Source organism: Streptococcus sanguinis, assembly GCF_001078705.1.
Classification (GTDB): domain Bacteria; phylum Bacillota; class Bacilli; order Lactobacillales; family Streptococcaceae; genus Streptococcus; species Streptococcus sanguinis_D.
Genome location: NZ_CDMW01000001.1, coordinates 410,959 through 433,827, shown reverse-complemented (window position 1 = coordinate 433,827; position 22,869 = coordinate 410,959). Strand labels below are relative to the sequence as shown.

Annotated in this window: 20 protein-coding genes and 1 pseudogene; 2 read left to right on the top strand and 19 right to left on the bottom strand. The window is 43.5% G+C overall.

From position 1 onward, the window contains the following. Positions 1-46: 46 nt before the first annotated feature. Complete coding sequence (locus tag SSV_RS02335) at positions 47-2,668, bottom strand: SEC10/PgrA surface exclusion domain-containing protein (protein WP_072073523.1); 2,622 nt, start codon at positions 2,666-2,668, stop codon at positions 47-49. A 321-nt stretch (positions 2,669-2,989) separates the two neighbouring features. After that, positions 2,990-4,204 (bottom strand): pyridoxal phosphate-dependent aminotransferase, encoded by a 1,215-nt coding sequence (locus tag SSV_RS02330; RefSeq protein ID WP_072073522.1) that lies wholly within the window; start codon positions 4,202-4,204, stop codon positions 2,990-2,992. Between the two features lie 346 nt (positions 4,205-4,550). Here SSV_RS02330 and SSV_RS02320 point away from each other — a divergent pair, with 346 nt between their 5' ends. Continuing rightward, positions 4,551-5,003 (top strand): universal stress protein, encoded by a 453-nt coding sequence (locus SSV_RS02320; RefSeq protein WP_072073521.1) that lies wholly within the window; start codon positions 4,551-4,553, stop codon positions 5,001-5,003. Between the two features lie 34 nt (positions 5,004-5,037). On the opposite strand, the gene SSV_RS02315 is transcribed toward SSV_RS02320, so the two are convergent. The 10 genes and pseudogenes from SSV_RS02315 to SSV_RS02270 all read right to left on the bottom strand — a co-directional run bounded on the left by SSV_RS02315 (position 5,038) and on the right by SSV_RS02270 (position 11,760). Then, complete coding sequence (locus tag SSV_RS02315) at positions 5,038-5,247, bottom strand: hypothetical protein (RefSeq protein ID WP_141640124.1); 210 nt, start codon at positions 5,245-5,247, stop codon at positions 5,038-5,040. Between the two features lie 65 nt (positions 5,248-5,312). Beyond that, complete coding sequence (locus SSV_RS02310) at positions 5,313-5,606, bottom strand: ABC transporter (RefSeq protein ID WP_072073519.1); 294 nt, start codon at positions 5,604-5,606, stop codon at positions 5,313-5,315. A 13-nt stretch (positions 5,607-5,619) separates the two neighbouring features. Further along, positions 5,620-6,105 (bottom strand): hypothetical protein, encoded by a 486-nt coding sequence (locus SSV_RS12155; protein ID WP_255297031.1) that lies wholly within the window; start codon positions 6,103-6,105, stop codon positions 5,620-5,622. A 171-nt stretch (positions 6,106-6,276) separates the two neighbouring features. Beyond that, positions 6,277-6,654, bottom strand: coding sequence for a barstar family protein (locus SSV_RS02300; RefSeq protein WP_080983533.1), 378 nt, complete (start codon positions 6,652-6,654; stop codon positions 6,277-6,279). 12 nt (positions 6,655-6,666) lie between these two features. Further along, on the bottom strand, positions 6,667-7,302 hold the full coding sequence (locus SSV_RS12135) for a ribonuclease domain-containing protein (RefSeq protein ID WP_080983532.1): 636 nt from the start codon (positions 7,300-7,302) through the stop codon (positions 6,667-6,669). Positions 7,303-7,358: 56 nt separating this feature from the next. Continuing rightward, complete coding sequence (locus tag SSV_RS02290) at positions 7,359-7,736, bottom strand: hypothetical protein (RefSeq protein ID WP_072073518.1); 378 nt, start codon at positions 7,734-7,736, stop codon at positions 7,359-7,361. 12 nt (positions 7,737-7,748) lie between these two features. Then, positions 7,749-9,581, bottom strand: a pseudogene (locus SSV_RS02285) (EndoU domain-containing protein). Positions 9,582-9,583: 2 nt separating this feature from the next. Continuing rightward, entirely contained in the window at positions 9,584-9,931 is a 348-nt protein-coding gene (locus SSV_RS02280; protein WP_072073517.1) for a DUF3958 family protein, read from the bottom strand. A gap of 3 nt (positions 9,932-9,934) precedes the next feature. Beyond that, positions 9,935-10,285 (bottom strand): TIGR04197 family type VII secretion effector, encoded by a 351-nt coding sequence (locus SSV_RS02275; protein WP_072073516.1) that lies wholly within the window; start codon positions 10,283-10,285, stop codon positions 9,935-9,937. 77 nt (positions 10,286-10,362) lie between these two features. Beyond that, positions 10,363-11,760, bottom strand: a complete 1,398-nt coding sequence (locus tag SSV_RS02270) for a Cof-type HAD-IIB family hydrolase (RefSeq protein WP_072073515.1) — start codon at positions 11,758-11,760, stop codon at positions 10,363-10,365. A gap of 180 nt (positions 11,761-11,940) precedes the next feature. Here SSV_RS02270 and SSV_RS02265 point away from each other — a divergent pair, with 180 nt between their 5' ends. After that, positions 11,941-12,903, top strand: coding sequence for an asparaginase (locus SSV_RS02265; RefSeq protein ID WP_072073514.1), 963 nt, complete (start codon positions 11,941-11,943; stop codon positions 12,901-12,903). A gap of 711 nt (positions 12,904-13,614) precedes the next feature. On the opposite strand, the gene recG is transcribed toward SSV_RS02265, so the two are convergent. The 7 genes from recG to SSV_RS02225 form a co-directional block, all read right to left on the bottom strand. Further along, the gene (gene recG / locus SSV_RS02260; RefSeq protein ID WP_072073513.1) at positions 13,615-15,630 is read right to left on the bottom strand and encodes an ATP-dependent DNA helicase RecG; all 2,016 of its coding nucleotides are present in this window, start codon (positions 15,628-15,630) and stop codon (positions 13,615-13,617) included. A gap of 104 nt (positions 15,631-15,734) precedes the next feature. Then, a complete protein-coding gene (alr, locus tag SSV_RS02255) occupies positions 15,735-16,841 on the bottom strand; it encodes an alanine racemase (protein WP_304362501.1) in 1,107 nt (368 codons plus the stop codon). Continuing rightward, positions 16,831-17,193, bottom strand: coding sequence for a holo-ACP synthase (acpS, locus tag SSV_RS02250; RefSeq protein ID WP_072073511.1), 363 nt, complete (start codon positions 17,191-17,193; stop codon positions 16,831-16,833). Before acpS ends, alr begins: the two co-directional genes overlap by 11 nt. Before the next feature lie 107 nt (positions 17,194-17,300). Further along, positions 17,301-18,332, bottom strand: a complete 1,032-nt coding sequence (locus SSV_RS02245; protein ID WP_072073510.1) for a 3-deoxy-7-phosphoheptulonate synthase — start codon at positions 18,330-18,332, stop codon at positions 17,301-17,303. A gap of 1 nt (position 18,333) precedes the next feature. Then, positions 18,334-19,365, bottom strand: coding sequence for a 3-deoxy-7-phosphoheptulonate synthase (locus tag SSV_RS02240; RefSeq protein WP_002919532.1), 1,032 nt, complete (start codon positions 19,363-19,365; stop codon positions 18,334-18,336). 20 nt (positions 19,366-19,385) lie between these two features. Next, positions 19,386-21,905 (bottom strand): preprotein translocase subunit SecA, encoded by a 2,520-nt coding sequence (gene secA, locus SSV_RS02235; RefSeq protein WP_072073509.1) that lies wholly within the window; start codon positions 21,903-21,905, stop codon positions 19,386-19,388. 503 nt (positions 21,906-22,408) lie between these two features. Then, entirely contained in the window at positions 22,409-22,858 is a 450-nt protein-coding gene (locus tag SSV_RS02225; RefSeq protein WP_072073508.1) for a cupin domain-containing protein, read from the bottom strand. Positions 22,859-22,869 lie beyond the last annotated feature (11 nt).

The following is a 22,869-nucleotide window of genomic DNA, read 5'->3' as shown; positions in this document are numbered from 1 at the left end:
AAAAAACAGTCAAATTTTTGACTGTTTTTGATTGATTTTGTTCTTTCTAATCAAGAGAACGTTTCTTGTAGAACAATTTCATAGCCATGATCAAAAGCATTTGGCCTGCCAGAAGAAGCCAAGAAGAGTTTTCTCCTGTCTTAGGTAAGACATGACCTGAGGCAACTGCCTGTTTATGGTTTACAGGGCTAGCACTTCCAGCAGTTCCAGTTCCAACAGTTCCACTTTCAGTAATTCCAGTTCCAGTAGTTGAAACAGTCGTATGTTGAGGAGCTCTTGCTTGTCCAGCTGGCTGAGATTGAACTAAGCGCTCCTCTGTGTGAGCCAAAACAGATTGGTAATAGCGAATATCTTCTTCCTTGTTTTGCTCAGCATAAGTTTGAGCTAGCAAGTCGTATGTCGCCTTAGCTTGTGCTTGAACCGCAGTTAAAACTGCTACTTTTGCTTCTTGATCTGTTTGAGCTGTAAGAGCTGCTTGGTAAGCTGCCTGAGCTACGGCTAGCTTGCTTTTAGCTTGTTCCAAGTTTTCTTCTGCATTTTCAAGATTTGACAATGACTCTTTAGCTGTTTGCAAGGCTGCTTCAGCTGCTGTAAGAGCATTTTCAAGTTTAGTCTGTCTTTCTTTTGCTGCATTCAAAGCCGCTTCTAGCTGATCCAACTTCTCTGATTCAGTTTTTAGAGCTTCTTGAGCTGCGGCAACTGTTGCTTGAACAGCAGTCAGAGCTTCTTGAGCCTGAGTTAATTTGTCCGCTTTAGTCTTGTCATCCAAGTTTGAGTTTTGCAGGGCCGCTTGTGCTGCTGCCAAAGCTGCTTGATCAGCTGCCAACCTCTCTTGGGCTGCGGCAAGAGCTGCTTGAGCCTGAGCAGTTGCTGACTCACCTGCTTGAGCTTGCGCCTGAGCCAGTTGCTGGTTGGCTTGCTCTAAAGCTGCAACTCTCCGATTATAAGTAGACTGGGCAACTCCCTTAGATGCCAGAGCCAGTTGATTAGCCTTGAAGGCAGCGTCATAAGCGGTTTGTGCCTTAGCTACTTCCTGCGGATCTACTTTTGCTGTTGGAGCTTTTCCTGTAATAGGGCTGGCATTGAAGTTCTTTTTGCTAGCATATTTGACTTGATCTTCTGACACCATGGTGAAATGAGCCATAGTGATGTCGCCTTCCATTGAGAAATCAACTCCCAGATAGTTTTTCTGGCGACCAGTATTGAGACCAGAGATAGAGGTAGCATGCAGCCATTCATAGCCATTAAACATGAATTCAACAACAGAATCGTAGATTCGTCTCTTCATTTCAGCTACACTCATTTGACTAGCATTTTCTCGCCAGATATAAGCGTTTTCATAGTACTGGAGACCTTTGCTTTCCTGGTCAGCACTTGTGGTCATCAAACCATATTCACGCGCTACGCGATTAATTCCTCGAGCGTCGTGATGGTATTTCTCCATCAAATCCCAGTTCCAGTTGTCTTTACGGTATTCTGTTGCCACCTTATCAGCGAAATCAATTGAAGATGGTGTCACAACTACTTCACCTGTTCCCATCTGAGCACGCAGCTGGTTGATGAGTTCTGAAGCAAACTGTGAAAGTTCCTGACGAACATTCTGTGGAATATTATTGGTATCAATCAAAGCTTTGCTATCTGTAGGATCTGCTACATAACGATTGAGAGCCTTAGCATTGGCATTAAGTGCAGCCAGTCTATTTTCAATCTCTTTAGTTTTTTGCTCTGATAAATTCGGTGCAATTAGCTCTCTCAAGGTTGCAATGTATTCCGGAGTCATAGACACACGGTTTTTATTGCTAGAAGCTTCAGTAGTAATTGTTCCAGCTTGAGCCTTTTTCAAAGCCTGTTGAGCTTGGTTCAAGTCTGACTGAGTCTTCTCAGCTGCAGCAGTTTTGTCCTGCAAGTTCTTCTGAGAAGCATCACGAGCCGTCTTAGCCTGAGTCTGGTTGGTCTGAGCTTTTGCAACCTCAGCCTGCTTCTGACTGTCAGTCTGACGAGCTGTAGCTACTTTTGCTTGAGCTGTTTCAACAGCAGACTGATCAGCTGCCACCTTATCTTGGGCTGCTTTCACATTCTTTTCTGCCTTAGCTGTAGCTTCACCGCTTAGGTTGGCCTGAGCTTCCTTCACGTCATTTTGAGCTTTAGCAAGGCGTCCTTCTTGAGTTTTCGCTTGCTCTTGAGCTTCTTTAGTCTTGGCTGCCTGAGCATCGCGCTCAGCTTCAGCCATCTTAGTTGCTTGGTCAGCTTTAGCCAGTTCTGACTTATTGCTGTCCACTTGAGCTTTTTGATTGCTCTCTTCTTGCTTAGCTGTTTCAATAGCTTCCGGACCAGCTTTATCAGCTGCCTCCTGTGCCCGGTTAGCTTCAGCTTGTGCTTGCTCGACCTGACTTTGAGCCGCAGCAGTATTTGCCTGAGCTTGAGCCAAATCAGCTTTCCCTTGTGCAACATTGCTGTCGGCTTCTTGTACAAGAGCCTGAGCAGCGTCTACCTGTTCTTTCGAAACAGATTCATCCTTCTGTGTGTTTTCTGCCTGTGGTTGGCTTTGACTAACGGGCGCATCAGAATAAGACTGATTATCAACTAATTGATCAGCCTGAACTCCTTCTGCGAGCACCAAAGACAATGCCGCTGCACTGACAGAAAAAGCACTAAGTGTCTTTTTCATTGTCAATATAATCTCCTCCACTTTTTCATCATTGTTAAAAACATTGACAAACACATTCTACCATGTTTGTCTTCTGGAAGGAAGACGCTAACACATTTTTTTAAGCATTTTTGGACAGATACATAAAAAATGTTGGACAAAATCCTAAAAAATGTCGGTAAATCTACCTATAATTTTTACCAATAGACCTCAAATTCGGTTTTCAGAGCATCTTAATTTTTTTATTTTTGCAATTCAAAGACAGCCATTAAACTAAAAAATATGTAAGATAGATAAGAAAAAGACCGGAATAATTTCCAGCCTTTTTATAACATCCACTTATTAACGGCGATATTGGCGCAAGAAGCGCGTCATTTTTTCTTGGATTTGAGCTAGCTCATCTACTCGAGGCAGATAAACGATTCGGAAATGATCTGGGTCTTTCCAGTTAAAGCCTCGTCCATGGACGAGAAGGACTTTTTCCTGCTTGAGGAAATTGAGCACAAACTGCTCATCATCGTCGATGCGATACATGTTACGGTCAATTTTCGGGAAAATATAGAGTCCGGCTTTAGGTTTTACAGCTGATAGCCCCGGGATATCCTGAATAGCCTGATAGATGAAATTACGCTGCTCATAGATACGGCCACCTGGCAAAAGCAGTTCATCCACAGATTGGTGACCGCCAAGTGAGGTTTGGACGACCTGTTGAGCCAAGACATTGGAGCACAGGCGCATGTTGGAGAGCATATTTAATCCTTCAATATAACCTTTAACATGATGCTTAGGCCCAGATAGCACCATCCAGCCAACCCGGAAGCCTGCAATACGGTGCGACTTGGAAAGACCATTCATGCTGACACAGAAGATATCAGGAGCCAGACTGGCCACAGGGGTGTGGACATTACCATCCATCACCATGCGGTCATAGATTTCATCCGCAAAGATAATGAGATTATTTTGGCGAGCAATTTCCACAATTTCCAGCAGCAGTTCCTTAGGATAAAGCGCTCCCGTTGGATTGTTAGGGTTGATGATAATGATAGCCTTGGTATTAGATGTGATTTTTGACTTGATATCGTCAATATCTGGATACCATTCTGCCTGCTCATCACAGACATAGTGAACAGCATTCCCACCAGCCAGACTGACTGCAGCCGTCCAGAGTGGGTAGTCTGGCATTGGCACCAGCACCTCATCCCCGTCATCCAGAAGTCCCTGCATGGACATGACAATCAGCTCGCTGACGCCATTTCCCAGATAAATGTCATCAATATCTACATTAGGAAAATTCTTAAGCTGGCAATACTGCATGATAGCCTTACGGGCTGAAAAAATTCCCTTGGAATCAGAGTAGCCTTCACTGTCACGTGCATTCATAATCAAATCATGAATGACCTCATCTGGAGCGGTAAAACCAAATTCAGCCGGATTCCCAGTATTGAGGCGGAGAATCTTTTCACCATTGGCCCGCATGCGCATAGCTTCATCCAAAACTGGACCGCGAATATCATAGGCAACATGTTCCAACTTGCTGGACTTGTCAAATTCTTTCATTCTTATTTTTCCTCTATTCATCAGAATGTTATCATTATACCACCAGAAAAAGCGATTGACAACAAAAAAAAATAAGCTCACTTTTCACGCGATTATGAAGCGATTTATAAGATAAAGAGCACTATTCCTTTTCTAACCCCTCAAAGTAAAGGAATCTTTTTCTGCTTGCAATTTTCTGACAGCATTTCCATTTTATCTTTACTTTTTTTCTGAAAAGGGTTACAATAGAAACAAGAAAATAGTTGCAAATCACTCGGACGTTATGGACTGATTGATTTTTAGTCAGCCCAATCATTCTGTGAATGATACGACGTCCTTTGCCGACCATTTTAGAGGAGGTAGCTCTATGACTCAGAAATATGAAAATATTATGGTTGCTGTAGATGGTTCTCACGAATCCGAACTAGCTTTTGAAAAAGGTGTAAACGTGGCTCTCCGAAACGGCTCTCGTCTCACTATCGCCCATGTCATTGACACCCGGGCTTTGCAAAGTGTCTCAACCTTTGATGCAGATGTTTACGAGGACTTGCAGGAAGATGCCAAAAAGCTGACAGCTGAGTTGAAAGAAAAAGCTCAAAAATCCGGTATCAAGTATGTTGACATTGTCATTGAGATGGGCAATCCCAAGACTCTCTTGGCTACAGATATCCCAGAAGAGCACAAGGTAGATCTGATCATGGTTGGTGCTACCGGTCTCAATGCCTTTGAACGGCTGCTAGTCGGTTCTTCCTCCGAATATATCCTGCGCCACGCCAAGGTTGACTTGCTGGTGGTCAGAGACCCAGACAAGACTTTATAAAAACTAGAGCAGATGACTGCTCTAGTTTTCTTGTTTATGCTAGATATCTTTTCACTCTATTAGCTTTTTCTTCAAATTCACTCAAATTTTTAAAATATTGGCTTTCCTCCGGCTTTCCGTCTGGAGTTAATATTACATTTTCTTTCGTTTGACTAATCCAAAGCTTATGCGATTGATAAAATATTTCAAATTCTTCTCCTCTGTCAATCGTTTTAATTATTTCTTGATATGTAATTTTGTCCATCTTAATCTTTATTCCATTTCTGAAGACTTCGTTTACATTAAGAATATTCACCATTATATTATTTTTTACCGTTCCAGTAAATAATCAGCAATTGTATTCGTCAAATCTGATATGACTTCATTAACTGTTTTTCTTGCTTCAAAGTCGTTATGCCAATAGTGAATATCTGATAAACCACCGCGTGGTGGAAAAAGTTCTTGATAAAGAGTAAATTTTTCCCTTGTACTTAGCTCGTCATTGGTATTCAAAGATTTTTTTAAATACTTTAAATCCTCTACTTGCGGATGAACGTTTTTAATTTTATATTGCTCAATTATTGATAACAAATTATCAATTGCTTTTAAAACTGTTTCTAACATACTATCTTCCTCCTCAATGAATTATTGGCCATGAATCTATGACCTCCACACCATCTAAATTCCATGGTGAATCAATGAAAATTTGCTCTTTATTGAGCCCACCTTGATAAATTCCTCCTTGACTCCCTACAGGACCGTCATAGATAGTAGTTCCTTTAGGAATCTTTATTTTATAGACTTTATCAATTGCAGACCGACCACTATAGGAACCATATGGGAGTTGAGGACCAAGCACCGGCTGACTCCCCACACTCGGAATTTCCCCTTTAATCCAGTCTTTTCCTTTGCCGATGGCTTCGGGGATTGTTGTATAAGGTTTATTATAATACTGGTTATACCCCACATAAGCAGAATACAAGGCAGCTCCCCAGCTAAGTTTTTCGGTGATAGGATAGAAGCGGTTATACCATTCAGCTGTTTGAATTTCTTCCGCTGTTGCTGGCTCAAGTGTATTCGGATTGATACCTTCTTCAAGAATGTAATGATTGAACTTCGCCATGTAATTCGGGTCACGCCAGCTAAGTATTTTCTGACTGTCCGTCAGGAAGTAACGGTCAATTGCATAGCTGTGATTAGCACTCTCAGTCTCTGATATGAATATACCGCTATATGAATCATCAAATTTTTTACCTTAAGGCAACTCCATAAAAATGTTTTCCATTTTTTAATTTTACACTATGTAAACTTGAAAACTCTTGACCTTACCGCCAACAACATGTTTTTGAACATCACTTTCCCACCAAGGAAGGACGTCTTCTTCCAAAATTTCTAAAAATAAGTCTTTAGAAGATAAGTCATCTTTTAAGAAACCATCATAATTTTCAAAAATAAAAGTGTATTCTTCAGCTTTTAACCATGATAAGTCTGTCAGCCAATCCGTAATAGATGACCAATTATTCGCATCAGGAAGGCCGACATGTTTTTCAAGAAAACGGAATAGCTCTTCTTTGTTTTGGATCTGATTCCCATCAAAAATTTCTACAAAGCCGCTGAAAGGCAATAGGTCTTGCAATTCAAGCTTTGTAATGTAATGAATTTTGTTTTTCACGATTTCAAACCTCTATTCTATTTTTTTAAATGTTTTATAATGGTCTTCTGTGTAGTAGACACTGCCATCACTTCCCCTTACAAACCTCTCGCCATCTCTTCCTTGGGACGGGAGTTTATTATTGACATCAAATTCTTTATAAGTGATTGGAGTATTGTGCTGATCAGTAGCTGGCAAAACATTATCAGCATTTCTGAATTTTTTCCCTGCTGCAGTTCCTTCTGTCTGACCTTTAAAATTACCTTCCCAACCTACCTTTGTATACTCATTGTAAGAATTTTGTGCATTATCAGGTAAACTAGAGTAATTTAATTTAGGAATTCCAGTATTCATTTCAGCATTCGGCATCACCGGCTGACTCCCCACGCTCTGAGTCCTTACCGCATCCTTAATCTGATAATACTCATTAATCTGGGCATCGGCCCTTTGTGTTTGTATATCCTTATTATAAGCCCGAGTACTCCAAGCTGCTGCCCCTACCATTAGGAAGTCATAACCCGCTTTTATACTCGGTGCGTACTTGGTATAGTTTGTAGCATAATTCAGGAGTTCCTCATCAGCCTCTTTGCCTGTGACTGGATCAATGCCAGTTCTAGAGATATATTCAAAACGTTTTTGCTCAAAGTTAGGATCGTGTTTGCTTAACAAATCTATGATACGAAAAGGGCAAGGAAAGCATCCTACCCTAAATTCTTTATACTATATCAATCTTCTAAAATCACAGGAAAAATATCTTCCCCTCTGTGCATTTTTTCTTCCATTTCTTTCCACTCTAAAACCAATTTATTAAGCTCATTTGTAGGAATAAAGCATGGACCACCTAATATTTCTTCCTCAAATTGGAAGTATACTTCCGTTATTTCGTTGCCAATTTCAATCCCTAAAAGATTACCATCAAAAGCATATTCTTCCATACTCCCAGAAATTACACTCTCCAAAGCTTCTCGAACATCCAGATAAAAATCCGTGACTTCTGTAATCATAAAGGTTGTTATAATTTTATAATCTTCTCTATTATACAATACCGTAAGTGCATTTCTGTTCTCAACACTTTTAAATAATTTATATTCTCTTCTTAACATCTATAAACCTTTCTACTCTGAAACAGTTGGATAAGCTGTAATAATTTTTCCATCATCAGTAAGAACCATTCTAATTTTAATTCCTTCCTTACTATTGCCGACATAAACACCTCTTGAACCTTCTTGATAAATCTTATTACTATATGCCTCATTAATGGCATCTACAACCTCCTGCGGGCTCATATGGTCAGGGAAGAAGGTTGATTTCCCTCCATTAGCTTTCTTAAAAGTTCCATTTACTTCAACTTTTGCCTCATAAATCCCAGCATCACTTAAGGTCGGCCCTTTCGTACCTTCGATAATATTTCCAGAAGTCCCTTCTACCATATCATAATGATAGCCTCCTGCTCGACCTTTTTTATTTATATCACCTTCAAAAATGTGAATCTTAGACTTCTCAGTAAAGTTATCTGTGTGTTTAAGATTCACTAAATCATCCATACTGTAGGTTTTAATCTCAACCACCGGCTTACTCCCCACACTCGAATTTCTCACCGCATCCTTAATCTGATAATACTCATTAATCTGGGCATCAGCCCTTTGTGTTTGTATATCCTTATTATAAGCCCGAGTACTCCAAGCTGCTGTTCCTACCATGAGGAAGTCATAACCCGCTTTTATACCAGGTGCGTAATTAGTATAGTTTGTGGCATAATTCAGGAGCTCCTTATCAGCCTCTTTGCCTGTGACTGGATCAAGGCCCGTTTCAGCGATATAGTCAAAACGTTTTTGCTCAAAGTTGGGATCATGTTTACTGATAGGATTTTGGCTATCCAATTCTTGATAGCGAGCAGCCAGATATATATCATTCGCCTCATCTATTTCGGATGAATAATAGTTATGATCTAGAATCGGAGCTATAGGACTAAATTTTAATCCAGGATAATATTCTTCCAGCTCCTTATGGTTCATTCGGTCAATCTTTGCTTTGAAAAATGGATCCACCTTCTGCAAAGTATACTTACTAATATTGGTTTCCCGAGGTAAATCTTTTACTTCTTCGTACCTCTTAACAACGGCTTTTTCAAGTTTAATCCTATATTCAGTCTTGCTTTGCTTATAGAATGGACTGTTTAAATCGCCACTCTCTTTTGCTAAAATAATTTCAGAATAATTATGATGTAAATCATCGTAATCCATCTCAGCAATTCTATCAAACTCTGTCTTCTTGGCATTTTGCCTCTTCACTTCCTCAATCATCTCCTGCCGCTTAGTCCATCCAGAATTGATGGTAGCTTTCCAGCTGAGATCAGCATCTCGGCGCGGAGGGAGATAAGTCTGAGTCGACGCATCCCAGCTCTGACCTGCCTGAGATAGACCCGTAGATGCGGCTGCCAAGTAAGACTCAGCCTCCGCGAAGATAGTTGGCGAACTCTCATTAAAAGCAAGCAAATTATCCAGAATCTCTTGGAAAACTTGCCTAGCACTTTCTGCAACAGCGATGGAAGCGCTGAAATCAACAATAGACATACCCTTATTATTTGAATAGAGTTGCGATTTGCGTTCCAACTCAGCCAGTTGCTGTTCCGCAAAACGAATTTTCTCTTCCAGTTCTGATTGGCGCTAGCTCTTACCGTCTACTTCTGCCGTGTAGTTACTAACAAAATTTTGACAAGCTAAGGCTATCGCTTCCTGATAGAGAATGACTCCCTGAACAATCGGGATGACAGTTCCAACAATATGATTTTTGGCAGAATCATAGGCTTTACCTGTTAGTTCATCCTCATTATGAAAAGCTGATAAAACGCTTATTAATTTGAGATTCTGCCCCAAACATTGTTCAACCGCTCGCCCAAGGCTTTCTGCCTGCGTTCGAGCAGCTTCTAAATACATATCAATACTCATCTTTACTCCTCGACAGCTAAGGCACGCTTCTCTTGGTATACTTCCTCTAGCTGATTTTCTGCATTTTGATGTTCTTTCCGCAGTTTGTGTATCTGTTCCTCTATATCAAGTTTTAACTGTCTGGTTCGATGAGAAAAATCTAGCTGACAGTCTGCTATCTTACTGTAATATCGGCTTCCTTCGAAATCATAAGACAGATCATGAAACCACGTCCCCATAGAATCCAACTGACATAATACATCTTCTTCTTGAGCTTTTGCCTGTCCCAACTTTTGATAGAGTTCCCATTCATGATCAGCAAGCCTCCGCTCCTTGGCCAACAAGGCAGTCCACCGCTTATCTTCCTGCATTGATTATTCCTCCAAAGTAGTCAAGGTATTCAGACCTAAATCTTTTTTAGTGACTGTCGGTTCCTTTTTAGGCGGTAAATAGTTAGTAGTCAGACTTTGACGAATCATAGCATCCTTATCCTCAAACTCTGCTTCTACACTATGAACATTCTGAATAATACTTGTAATGTGTGCCCCGAGCTGCCCTTGTAAGCTTTCAACATGTGAAATCCCTGCATTTGCATTAGAATTTCCAGCAACAGTTGTCTGCGAATCTCGAGTAATAGCTATCATCTGCAGGAAATTTGCATCCCCGATTGCTGTTGCATGACGGGCTGCTGTTGATAGGTCGCTCTTAACTTGGTATTGATCCATCCGTCCTCTCCTCTACATTTTTTTCTTATTGTACCATAAAATAAAAAAAGAGCAAAAAATTTCTGCTCTTCAAACATTTATTCTTTGCTTTCTTCTTTCTGCTCTATGGTACGTTGGTAGGCCTGAATCTGTCGTTCCAGTTCTTCTTTGATAGCTCCTTCGGGAGCGTATTTTTCTTCCCAATCATCTGGTTTTAGGATTTTATGAGTGACGGGGTCAAAGTGAGCCTTCCCGTCTGGGAAAATCTTGCCCATATTAGCCCGATGGACAATATCGAATAGTTGCTCTGGATCTACTCCCATCAGGACAAAGCTGCCATAAGTGAAGTATAGAGTATCAATCAAGGCATCTACCTGACCGACTAGAGAAACCTCAGCCTGACTCTTGGAGCGAACCTTATCAGCAGCCTTGTCAAGCGCTTGATGGAGGTAGGCTACAGAACTGTCAAAGTCTTCCTCTGAGTCACTAGCTGCTCGCAGAAACTCGACCAGCTCTTCCAGCTTAAAGCCTGCCCGATAGCGAGCGTCCTGAGGCGACCAAGCAATCGGCTCTTCCTGAGTGCTTTCATCCATAACACTATGGAACTCTTTTACCTTATTAAAGTGATGGTCGCTGCTGGTAAAGACCTTTTCTCTCGCTAGGATGCCAAAATGCTCCAAAGCCTTATGAATCCCATCCTGACTATTGCTGCTGGTTGTATGCTTGGCCACTTCCTTGACCGAGCTGGTTCCATTTCCCATAGCAATGGAGAGGCCAACTCCCGATAGCATTTCCAAGTCATTGTCAGAGTCACCGAAGGCCATGACCTGATGAATGTCAAAACCGTATTCCTTGCCAACTCGGCGAATCCCCTCTAGCTTAGACGTGTCTTTATTGATAATATCGACCGCATAGGGGCTACTGCGGGTAAATTTCAAATCTGGAAAGTCCGCTTCAATCTTACGGCTTTCTTCTGGACTGGCCAAAATCAAAGCTTGGTAAATCGGCTCCTGAATCAGCTGCAGGAGATCCTTTTCATGCTGGGGCAAGGCCTTGCTGATGACTTTATTAAAACCATGACTAACTGTTCGCGCCATTCGCTTAGGGATGAAGCGGCTAGTCCACTGGGAGAAAGGGCTCATTCCAAAGGACATAATCTTGGAGCCCAGCATAGCCTCAGCTGTTCCCAAGGAAATTTCTTTCCGATGCTTCTTAGCATAGGCGATTAAATCCCGCAAACTCTGCTTGTCAATGGGACTGGCAGAAATTACCCTGTCTCTTGAAAAAATGTACTGGCCATTATAGGTCACAGCAAAATCTAAGTCCAATTGCTCCATAAAAGGTTTGACAAAGAAAGGACCACGGCCTGTTGCCAAACCGACCAATATTCCTTGCTCCTTTAAACTCTGAATAGCCTTTTCTGTAGATTTCAAAACCGTTCGACTGTCATTGACCAGTGTCCCATCAATATCAAAAAAGACGGCTTTTACTTCCATTGATTTTCTCATTCTTTCCTTTTATGATACAATAAATTATAACACAAAAATGGCATACAATCACATGAATTGCAGAAAAGAAAAGCTGGAGTAATATCTATGCAACGGAATTGAAAACTCCATGAAAATATAATGTTAGTTTTCGGACCTGCATCATGACTACAAGGAGAAAAAGAATTTATGACAAAGAAAATCTTGGTCCTGCATACAGGAGGAACTATTTCCATGCAGGCTGACGGCTCTGGGGCTGTCGTCACCAATGCTGATAACCCTATGAACCATGTGACAGTTCCGCTTGAGGGGATTGAGACGGAAGTCATTGACTTTTTTAACATTCCCAGTCCTCATATCACGCCCCAACACATGCTCAAACTTTACCAGAAAATCAAAGCCAGTGCTAACCAATTTGACGGAGTAGTCATTACTCATGGGACAGACACTTTAGAAGAGACGGCTTACTTTCTGGATACTATGCAGCTGCCGAAGATTCCAGTCGTTCTGACCGGAGCTATGCGCAGTCCCAATGAGCTGGGGAGCGACGGAGTCTATAACTACCTGACAGCCCTGCGGGTGGCTAGTGATGAAAAAGCCAGTGATAAAGGCGTGCTTGTCGTGATGAATGACGAGGCACATGCTGCCAAGTATGTAACCAAGACCCACACGACCAATGTCAGCACCTTCCAAACGCCGACTCACGGACCGCTCGGCTTGATTATGAAGCAGGAGATTCTCTATTTTAAGACAGCGGAGCCTCGAGTCCGCTTTGACTTGAATAGCATTTCTGGTCTGGTGCCCATCATTCCAGCTTATGCCGGTATGAAGACAGAACTTCTGGACATGCTGGATTTAGACAAGATAGACGGCCTCATCATAGAGGCATTCGGTGCTGGCAACCTCCCCAAGGAAGTAGCTGACAAGCTGGCTGATATGATAGCAGCCGGACTGCCAATCGCTCTGGTCTCTCGCTGTTTTAACGGGATCGCTGAGCCAGTCTATGCTTATGAAGGAGGCGGCGTCCAGCTGCACCAGGCTGGTATCTTCTTCGTCAAAGAGCTCAATGCCCAAAAAGCCAGAATCAAACTGCTCATCGCCCTGAATTCCGGACTCAAAGGTCAAGAACTCCGAGATTATATGGAAGGCTGAGAGAAAAAGTCCCTATTTATTTTCTTTAAATCAAAAAGTGCTAAGTTTGCTTAGCACTTTTTTGATTCTTTCATATTCTAAAACTGGGCAAATCTCATTGAATTGCTGTGCTTAGAAGATAATCTCAAACAGAGACTCTAGAATTTCAAAAATATAATCACTTACCATAGGTCACCTCCATTTTCTGAGCTTGCTTAAATGTCTTCGGATAGCGGACTTTGATTGCAACTTTCATAGCTTTTACCTCGCTTATCATTAATTCTTTAAGAACAAAAACGAAACTCTTGGAGTGTTTAGCTTCAAGTTTGGTCCCTAATCTTTTTGTTCTTACTTGGATATAAGGATACAGCCCTAAACTTAAGAATCTCTTATAGATTTCTTAGGGAAAGCTTATAGTCAAAGAAGTCCAGCAATCTCTATCTACTACTTGAAATGAACAAGCCTTTTCAGTCGCATACAAAAAACTTCACCAATCGGGTGAAGCTTGTGATTTGTTAGGAGATTGTTGATGAAAAAATTCTAATTTATTCTGCTTCTTTGAGTAACTTATACCTCGTAGGTCTTCTAGTCTTCAAGCTTTGGCTACAGGATTTTAAGGGATGTTTACATTGTCATTGGTCCTACCTCTTTCTTTGATTTGACAACAGTATAATCCCTCAAACTTAAAGCCTACTTATAAATATCTTGTAGGAAACTTAATCCAAAGAACTCTTAATCTAGGTAATCTCGCTTGTCCAAATGAAGAGCAATCAAGTGCCAACTAGGATCTGTCCGCCAGTTCGAATCAGCTGTAATCTGGCTGGCAACCTTTCTGGCTTCTTCTAAAATCGGATAATCTTCTACGATGTCTGCCACTTGAAACTCAGGAATACCAGACTGCCGAGTGCCAAAGATTTCTCCGGAACCTCGCATTTTCAGATCCTCCTCAGCCAGCAGGAAACCATCGGTCGTTTCAGTCATGATTTTCATGCGGCGCTTGCCCGACTCCGTCTTAGGATTGGCAACAAGGACGGCATAAGACTGCTTGTTCCCCCGGCCGACACGGCCTCTCAGCTGATGAAGCTGGCTGAGCCCAAAGCGGTCTGCGTCCATGATGATCATCACCGTAGCATTGGGGACGTTGACTCCGACCTCAATGACCGTGGTAGAGACCAGAATATCAGTCCGTCCTTCCTTGAAGTCCTGCATAATCGCCTCTTTTTCCTCGCTCTTCATCTTGCCATGAAGCAGAGCCACTTGGGCCTGCCGACCAAAATAGGCTGTCAATTCTTCTTCTAAGGCAATGGCATTCTTAAGATCCAACGCCTCAGATTCCTCAATCAAGGGAGAAATAAAGTAGACCTGAGCACCCTTGTGGAGTTCTTTTTTTAGCCAGTCGAGGACTACTTCCAGCTGCTCATGCTTGACCCAGCGGGTGATGATAGGCTTGCGTCCTGCCGGCATCTGGTCAATAATGGACACATCCATATCACCAAAAGCTGTAATAGCAAGGGTTCTGGGAATAGGAGTCGCCGTCATCATGAGGACATCAGGATTGTCCCCCTTTTCCCGTAAAATCCGGCGTTGCTCCACCCCAAAGCGATGCTGCTCGTCAATGATGACCAAGCCCAATGCATGGTAACGGACTCCTTCCTGAATCAGGGCATGGGTTCCGACAATCATGTCCACCTGACCCTTTTCAATTGCTACCAAGGTTTCCCGGCGTTCAGCTGCTTTCATTCCCCCAGTAAGTAGGGCCAGCTTCAATTCTGGAAAAAGCTGAGCTAGGCTGTCAAAATGCTGCTCAGCCAAAATTTCTGTTGGAACCATCAGAGCTGACTGAAAGCCTGCTGTATAAACAGCATACATAGCCAGACCAGCGACTACAGTCTTTCCACTTCCCACATCCCCCTGCAGCAGGCGATTCATGTGCCCAGGAGACCGCAAATCCTGCAAAATCTCTGTCAGACTGCGCTCCTGAGCTGAAGTCAGCTCAAAAGGTAAGCTCTTCTTTTTCACGGCCACAGCATCCGACTGCCAATCAATTTTTAATCCATTGCTGACAGCCTTGGTTTCTCTCTTTAAGACCTGCAGCTGCATTTGGAAATAAAAAAGTTCTTCAAATTTAACCCGCCGAAGAGCCTGCTTGTAATCCGCCAAGTCCTTTGGAAAATGCATAGCCCGCACAGCCTCAACTCTGCTCACTAGCTGGTAGCGTTCCAGCAGGGGCTGGGGCAGATTTTCCTCTAAGAGCAAGTCCAATCCTTGGTCAAAGGCAGTCTTAATCAGCTTGACCAGACTGGCCTGACTAATTCCCTGAGCCAGCCGATAGACAGGCTGCAAGTCCTCTTCTACCTGAGCCAGAAGTTTCATGCCAGTCAGACTGGCCTTGGCTTTGTCCCACTTTCCAAAGACAGCTATATTAGCTCCCACTTCAATCTTGTCTGCCAGATAAGGCTGGTTAAAGAAATTAACTGCCAGAGCGACTTCCCCCTGCTTGATGGTGAAGCGCAGCCGGTTGCGTTTGTAGCCGTAATACTGGACATTGGCTGGAGTCACGACCTGACCAGAAACAACTGCCTTTTCTCCATCCTCCAAGTCTAGGACGTTCTTACTCTTAAAATCCTCATAACGAAAAGGAAAATAAAGCAGCAAATCCTGCAAGGTCTCTAGACCCAGCTTGGTAAATTTTTCTGCTGATTTCGGTCCCACACCAGGCAGAACCGTCAAAGGTTGGTGTAAATTCATAATTCCTCTTTCAGTTCTGATACTGCTGCGGTGCTGACATCACAGACAGGTGGCCAAGCTAGAACATTATCAAATACTTCAAGCGGTTCCCTGCATTAATCATCTTAGTCTTTATAGACCCTCGGTACACGGTCACTAATCAGGCAAACCACCTCATAGTTAATGGTGCCACGCTTTTCTGCCACATCTGTCGCCGTAATGGTCTCCGCTCCGCTATTTCCAATCAACACAACTGGAGTGCCAAGGGGATAAGCCTGAGGCAGGCGCACTGTAATCTGGTCCATGGAAACCCGGCCGACAATAGGACAGCGCTGACCATCAATCAAGACATCAAAGCCCTGCATATCGCGTGTCCAGCCATCCGCATAACCCAAAGGAATGGTGCCAATCCACTCTTGAGACTTGCTCGTATAGGTGGCTCCATAGCCAACATCTGCTCCAGCCTCTACTTCCTTGACATGTACCAATTCTGAGACCAGTGACAGAGCCGGCTTGAATTCATAAGGAAGTTCCAAAACTCTTCCGCTGGGGTTGAGACCATAGATGATATCCCCTAGCCGAACGGCATTTAGAACGGTCTCGCTGTGCCAGATAGAGGTGGCGGAATTACTAGCATGGACAAGAGGAGGAACACTGTCCAGCTCAGATAAGATCTGATGAAAACGAGCCAGCTGGGCTTCAAACTTATGGTGGTCCGCTTCATCTGCCGTTGCAAAGTGGGTAAAAATTCCCTCCGCGACAGCCCCAGCAGCCTGCAAGCGATGGATTGCCTCCTGAGCTTCCTGACTATCTCGAAAACCAATCCGCCCCATACCAGAGTCAATCTTGATATGAAAATTCAATCCAGTTAAATCTTCGTTAGCGGATAAAGCTAAGTCTAGCCATTCCAGACTAGCCACAGTCAGAGAAACTCTTCCTTGTCTAGCTAGCGGAAGCGCAGCCAAATCTGACACTCCTAGCACCAGAATTTTTTTTCCAATACCAACTGAGCGAAGCTCCAAGGCTTCATCGATATTAGACACACAAAATCCATCTACGAGGGGCTCAATGTGCTTAGAAACCTCAATAGCTCCATGGCCATAAGCATCGGCCTTGACAACAGCCCACTTCTCTGTCGTCTGAGGCAGATGGGCACTCAGTTGTCTAATATTAAAAGCAATGGCAGCTAAATCAATCACTGCCTTACTGGGTCTATGCAGACTAGCTTTCATCATTTTCCTCCAAAATAACGCTGGCCGTAACTAGCCCAGCAGCATGGCTGAGCGAAATCCAAACCTTGCCAGTAAAAGGTGACCGGCTGAAATAAGGTGCTCCCTGACGGTCGTTTAAAATCTCCAAATCCTGAAACCTAAGCTTACCGATACCGGTTCCCCAAGCTTTAGAAAAAGCCTCCTTGGCAGCCCAACGACCAGCCAGAAATTCAATTTTCCGCTTACCAGATAACTCCTCAAAACGAGAAAGCTCCGCCTTGGTCAGCACTTTCTTTGCAAAGCGGGCATTTTTCAGATAGGCTCGCTCAATGGCAGCCAGTTCTTCTATGTCAATTCCGTGTCCTTTTATCATATCATTATCTGGAAAGGCGACAAAACTCAGCTGGACCGCCAGCTGAGTTCGTCTTCACCCGACAGTTAGTCCTCTTTACAGGTCAAGACTGTCCCTTTCAATTTTCCTTATTTATCTAAAGTGTTGTAAATTTCTTCAATGAGCTGAACAGTATTGTCCCAGCCTAGACAAGGGTCTGTAATGGATTTACCAAAGACTTCCGGCTCATTTTGCCGACCATCTTCCAGATAAGACTCAATCATAAAACCACGAACCGCTCTCTTAATCTTTTCGTTCCAATCCCGATTCAGCAAGGTCTGACGCACAATCCTAATCTGTTCCAGATACTGCTTGCCAGAGTTATCGTGATTGGTATCGATGACGATGAAAGGATTCTCCAAGCTCATCTTTTCGTAGTAGGAAATGGCATCCAGCATATTTTCATAGTAGAAATTTGGGATATTTTTACCATATTCATTGGTTGCCCCACGCAGAATAACGTGTGCCAAAGGATTCCCAGAGGTTTCTACTTCCTGGCCGTGAAAAAGGAAAGTCTGCTTATTTTGTGCCGCATAGACAGCGTTAAACATAACACCCAGATTGCCAGAAGTTGGATTTTTCATGCCGACTGGAGCGTCAATACCTGATGCCACAAAGCGGTGCTCCTGGTCTTCAACCGAGCGTGCCCCCACAGCATGATAGCTGACCAAGTCGTCTACCAGCACAAGATTGGACGGATAGAGCATCTCATCAGCCGTCGTCAGACCAGTCTCTGTAATGACGCGGTAGTGCAGCTGACGAACTGCCTGCAAACCATTGATAAGACTAGGTGCTTTAGAAGTATCAGGCTGATGAACCAAGCCCTTATAGCCATCCCCATTGGTCCGCGGCTTAGCAGTATAGACCCGCATGACGATAAAAATCTTGTCCGCGACCTTCTTCTGCAGCTCTGACAAACGGCGGGCATACTCCAGCACAGCCTCTTCATTGTCCGATGAGCAAGGGCCAATCACCAAGAGAATACGCTCGTCTTCCCCACTGAGAATCTCAGCTAGTTCTTGGTCTCGCTTGTTTTTATGAGCCAAGGCCTGACCAGTCAGTCTGGTTCTGGACTTAATCTGCTCAATGTCAATCTTCTGACCTTTTTCAATAAATGCCATACTATTTTCCTAATGTATCATAAATTTCACGAACCAGCTGTTCTGTATTTGCCCAACCCAGACAAGGATCAGTAATGGACTTGCCAAAGACTTCTGGTTCGTCCTGACGACCGTCTTCCAGATAAGACTCAATCATAAAGCCCCGTACTGTAGCCTTAATCTTTTCATTCCAGTCCCGATTAATCAGAGTCTGGCGAACGATACGCACCTGCTCCAGATACTGCTTACCAGAGTTATCATGATTGGTATCAATGATGATAAAGGGATTTTCTAAGCCCATTTTTTCATATTGAGCAATGGTGTCCAGTAGGTTATCATAATAGTAGTTTGGAATATTCTTACCGTATTCATTGAGGGCACCGCGCAAGATGGCATGCGCCAAGGGATTACCAGATGTTTCTACTTCCTTACCGGAAAAGAGGAAACTCTGCTTGTTCTGAGCTGCATAGATACCGTTAAACATGACATTGAGATTGCCAGAAGTCGGATTTTTCAAGCCGGTTGGCAAATCTGCCCCACTAGCCACAAAGCGATGTTGCTGGTCTTCGACCGAGCGAGCTCCTACAGCCATGTAAGAAATCAAATCATCTACCAGAGGCAGATTTTCTGGATAGAGCATCTCATCAGCTGTGGTCATGCCTGTCTCAGAAATAACCCGATAGTGTAGATTGCGGACTGCCTTGATTCCGTTAATCAGACTAGGAGCGGCTGTCGCATTAGGCTGATGAATAAGCCCTTTGTAGCCATCTCCGTTCGTCCGAGGCTTGGCAGTATAAACCCGCATGACCATGAAAATACGGTCTTTTACTTCTTCTTGGAGAGCAGATAGACGCTTGGCATACTCCAGCACCGCTTCTTCATTATCTGAAGAGCAGGGACCAATGACCAAGAGAATGCGGTCATCCTGACCACGCAGAATTGCTTCCAACTCTCGGTCACGCTTTTCCTTGCGAGCGAGCATGTCGCCTTCTAGCTTAGCAAGTTGGCGAACTTCTGCCACATCAATGGGTTGACTGGTTGCTTTAAAGGTCATCTATTCTCCTTCTTTTATGCTTACTTTTTACGGCCGTGACAGTTCTTGAACTTCTTGCCAGAACCACATGGACAAGGGTCGTTTCTCTTTACGTTAGACAAGTCTATATTATTAGGTATATTTGGCGCCTTAGCAGAGATATTGCGGGTAGCTGTCGTACTAATAGCACGCTCTGTCCGTGGACGCTCTTGCTCATGAATCTGCGCTTTCATCATCAGACGAGTCACATCAAACTCGATGGATCCAATCATGTCGTTGAACATACGGAAGCTCTCCGCTTGGTATTCGACAACTGGGTTATTTTGTGCATAACCACGCAATCCAACAGCATTGCGTAGCTGGTCAAGGGCATCAATATGATCAGTCCACTTGCTGTCCACTACGCGCAGAATCAAGACCTTCTGGAATTCACGCACTGCTTCTTCGTCTCGCAGTTTAGCAATCTGACTGTCGTAGACTTCCAATGCACGTTCAAACAGATAATCTTTGATTTCTTGGTCAGACTTGCCTTCCAAATCGCTATCTGAAATAGAATCTTCTGAAACCAAGTTATACTTAGCAAAGTTTAAAATCGCTTCAATCTTATCATCCTGATCAGAGCGGCTGCTGCCATCAACAATACGGTTGATAGTCCGTTTAATCATAGCCTGGATTTCAGGACTGAGGTCACGGTCAGCAGTAATGACATCGTGGCGCTCGGCATAGATAATTTCCCGTTGCTCACGCATCACATCGTCATACTGCAAGACTTGTTTCCGCGTATCGTAGTTATTTCCTTCGACACGCTTCTGAGCTGCCTCTACCTGACGGGTCAGCATGCCAGACTTGATAACAGAATCTTCATCGTCAAAGTTCAGCCGTTCCAGCAGGGCCTTGATCCGCTCTGAACCAAAGCGGCGCATAAGCTCATCTTCCAGTGACAGGTAGAACTGTGACTCACCTGGATCGCCCTGACGTCCTGAACGTCCACGCAGCTGATTGTCAATCCGGCGGCTTTCATGGCGCTCTGTACCGATAACGCAGAGACCGCCCAGTTCGCGAACACCTTCACCCAACTTGATGTCGGTTCCCCGTCCAGCCATATTGGTCGCAATGGTAACCGCCCCACGTTGGCCGGCGTTCATGATGATTTGCGCTTCTTTATAGTGATTTTTCGCATTAAGAACTTCGTGAGGAACCCCAGCTTCCACCAATTTCTTAGAAATATAATCACTGGTCTCAACCGCAACAGTACCGACCAGAACTGGCTGGCCTTTTTCATGACGCTCTTTAACATCCTGAACAACTGCCTTGAACTTAGAATCAATACTTGGGTAGAGCAGGTCAGAATGGTCAATACGTGCTACCGGACGGTTGGTTGGAATCGGAATAACACGGATGTTATAAGTTTCGCGGAACTCTTCTTCCTCTGTCTTAGCTGTACCTGTCATACCGGACAGCTTCTTATACATACGGAAGAGGTTCTGATAAGTGATAGAAGCAGAAGTCTTTGTTTCTTCCTGAATCGGCACACCTTCTTTGGCTTCAATCGCTTGGTGGAGACCGTCAGAGTAACGGCGTCCTTCCATAGTCCGACCAGTAAACTGATCGACAATCAGAATTTCCTGATCTTCACTGACCACATAGTCAATGTCAAGGAGCATGATGTAGTTAGCTCGCAGAGCATTGTCGATAAAGTGAGTCAGGGCAACATTTTCAATATCGTAGAGATTGTCCAGCTTGAAGTAGCTTTCTGCCTTGTCAATACCTGAGTCAGACAGACCAATCGTCTTAGACTGAACATCGATGATGTAGTCGTCCTTATCCAGAGATTTGACATAGTGGTCAGCCATATGATAAAGCTGGTTGGTATCTGAAGAAACCGGTCCGGATACGATCAATGGTGTCCGAGCTTCGTCAATCAGGATTGAGTCCACCTCATCGACCAAGGCATAGTTGAGTGGGCGCTGTACCATGTTTTCAGCGCGGACTACCATGTTATCACGCAGATAGTCAAAGCCGATCTCAGCATTGGTTGAATAGGTAATGTCGCAAGCGTATGCTTCTTTCTTCTCAGATGGAGATTTAGCTGCCAGATTGATACCGACAGAAAGGCCCAGCCAAGAGTAGAGTTCACCCATTTCGGTCGCGTCACGCTCAGTCAGGTATTCATTGACTGTGACAACGTGCACTCCTTGGCCTGCAAGGGCATTTAAGTAAACTGGCATCGTCGCAGTCAAGGTTTTTCCTTCACCAGTACGCATCTCTGGAACGTCACCATGATGGAGAACGATCCCCCCCATAACCTGTACCTTATAAGGGAAAAGGCCCAATACCCGCTTAGCTCCTTCACGGACAACCGCAAAAGCTTCAAATAAGAGCTGATCTAAACTTTCACCATCAGCATAGCGTTTCTTGAATTCTTCTGTTTTTGCCTGAAGTTCTTCATCAGATAAGGCCGCCATTTCGTCTTCATAAGCCAAGACCTTGTCAGCCATTTTTTCTAATTTTCTTAATTCACCTTTATCATTTTCAATGATAGTCTTTAAAATATTCGCCATTTTTTTCCTTACTATATAATAATCTTTCTGATTTTTAGAATGTTCTTTTCATTATAGCATGTTTTCCTATATCTTTCAAGAATGAAAAAAGCAAAAAAGCTCCATCAGACTGTGCTTACAGAACTGGGAGATGGCAGGATATTCGAGGATAATTTGTGCATGATAAACCATGCTCCTTTCAATCTATATTTTTCCCCTCTCAGTTTTGAGCAAACTTCAACATCATAATTGTATAGCATTTGGATTTTTTAGGGTAATCTTTAATTCGCACCTGCATGGCGTGATTTATTCGCCTAGTAGCTTACGGAACTAGACAGACTGACAGTTGCTTAAACGAAAACCAGCACCTAAAGTGTACTGGCCCTAAAAAGTTAGATTTTTGTGTCTAACTTTTGTAGTGCAATACAGAGGCACTGGTTTTTATATGGGGATACCATCCGTTTTTTACTTCCCCTTAATGGGGAATCAAACTATTGAATCCAATAGTTCAATCTTCCGACAAACTAGCCTTGCCAGTCAGCCGGATAGGTCACATAGATAAAGCGGGCCTTATCTCTGACAGAGAACTGAATGTCGCTACCTTTAGGGATAAAGAGTATTTCGCCAGGGCCAGCTGTCATGACTTCGTCACCAACGATAATATCAAGACGCCCTTCAATAACATAGTCCACTTCATCATAGTCCAGATGCCAAGGGAAAGTTGTCTTTTCCATGGTCATCAGACCCAAGCCCAATCTTGGGCTTTCGTCTAAGGTCAGCAAGTCTCGTGTATAAACTTGATGGCTCGCATCACCTGTATCCAAGCGATCTTCTGGACGAACATCTAGACCTGGCAGGGCGATAGAAGCCACTCCTGCCTTGCTGACTTTCTTCCCACCATCTTTAGTGGCTAATTCTTCCAATAAAATCTTACGAACCAATGTTTCTAGGTCAGAACGATTAATATCTGCCATACTTCATACCT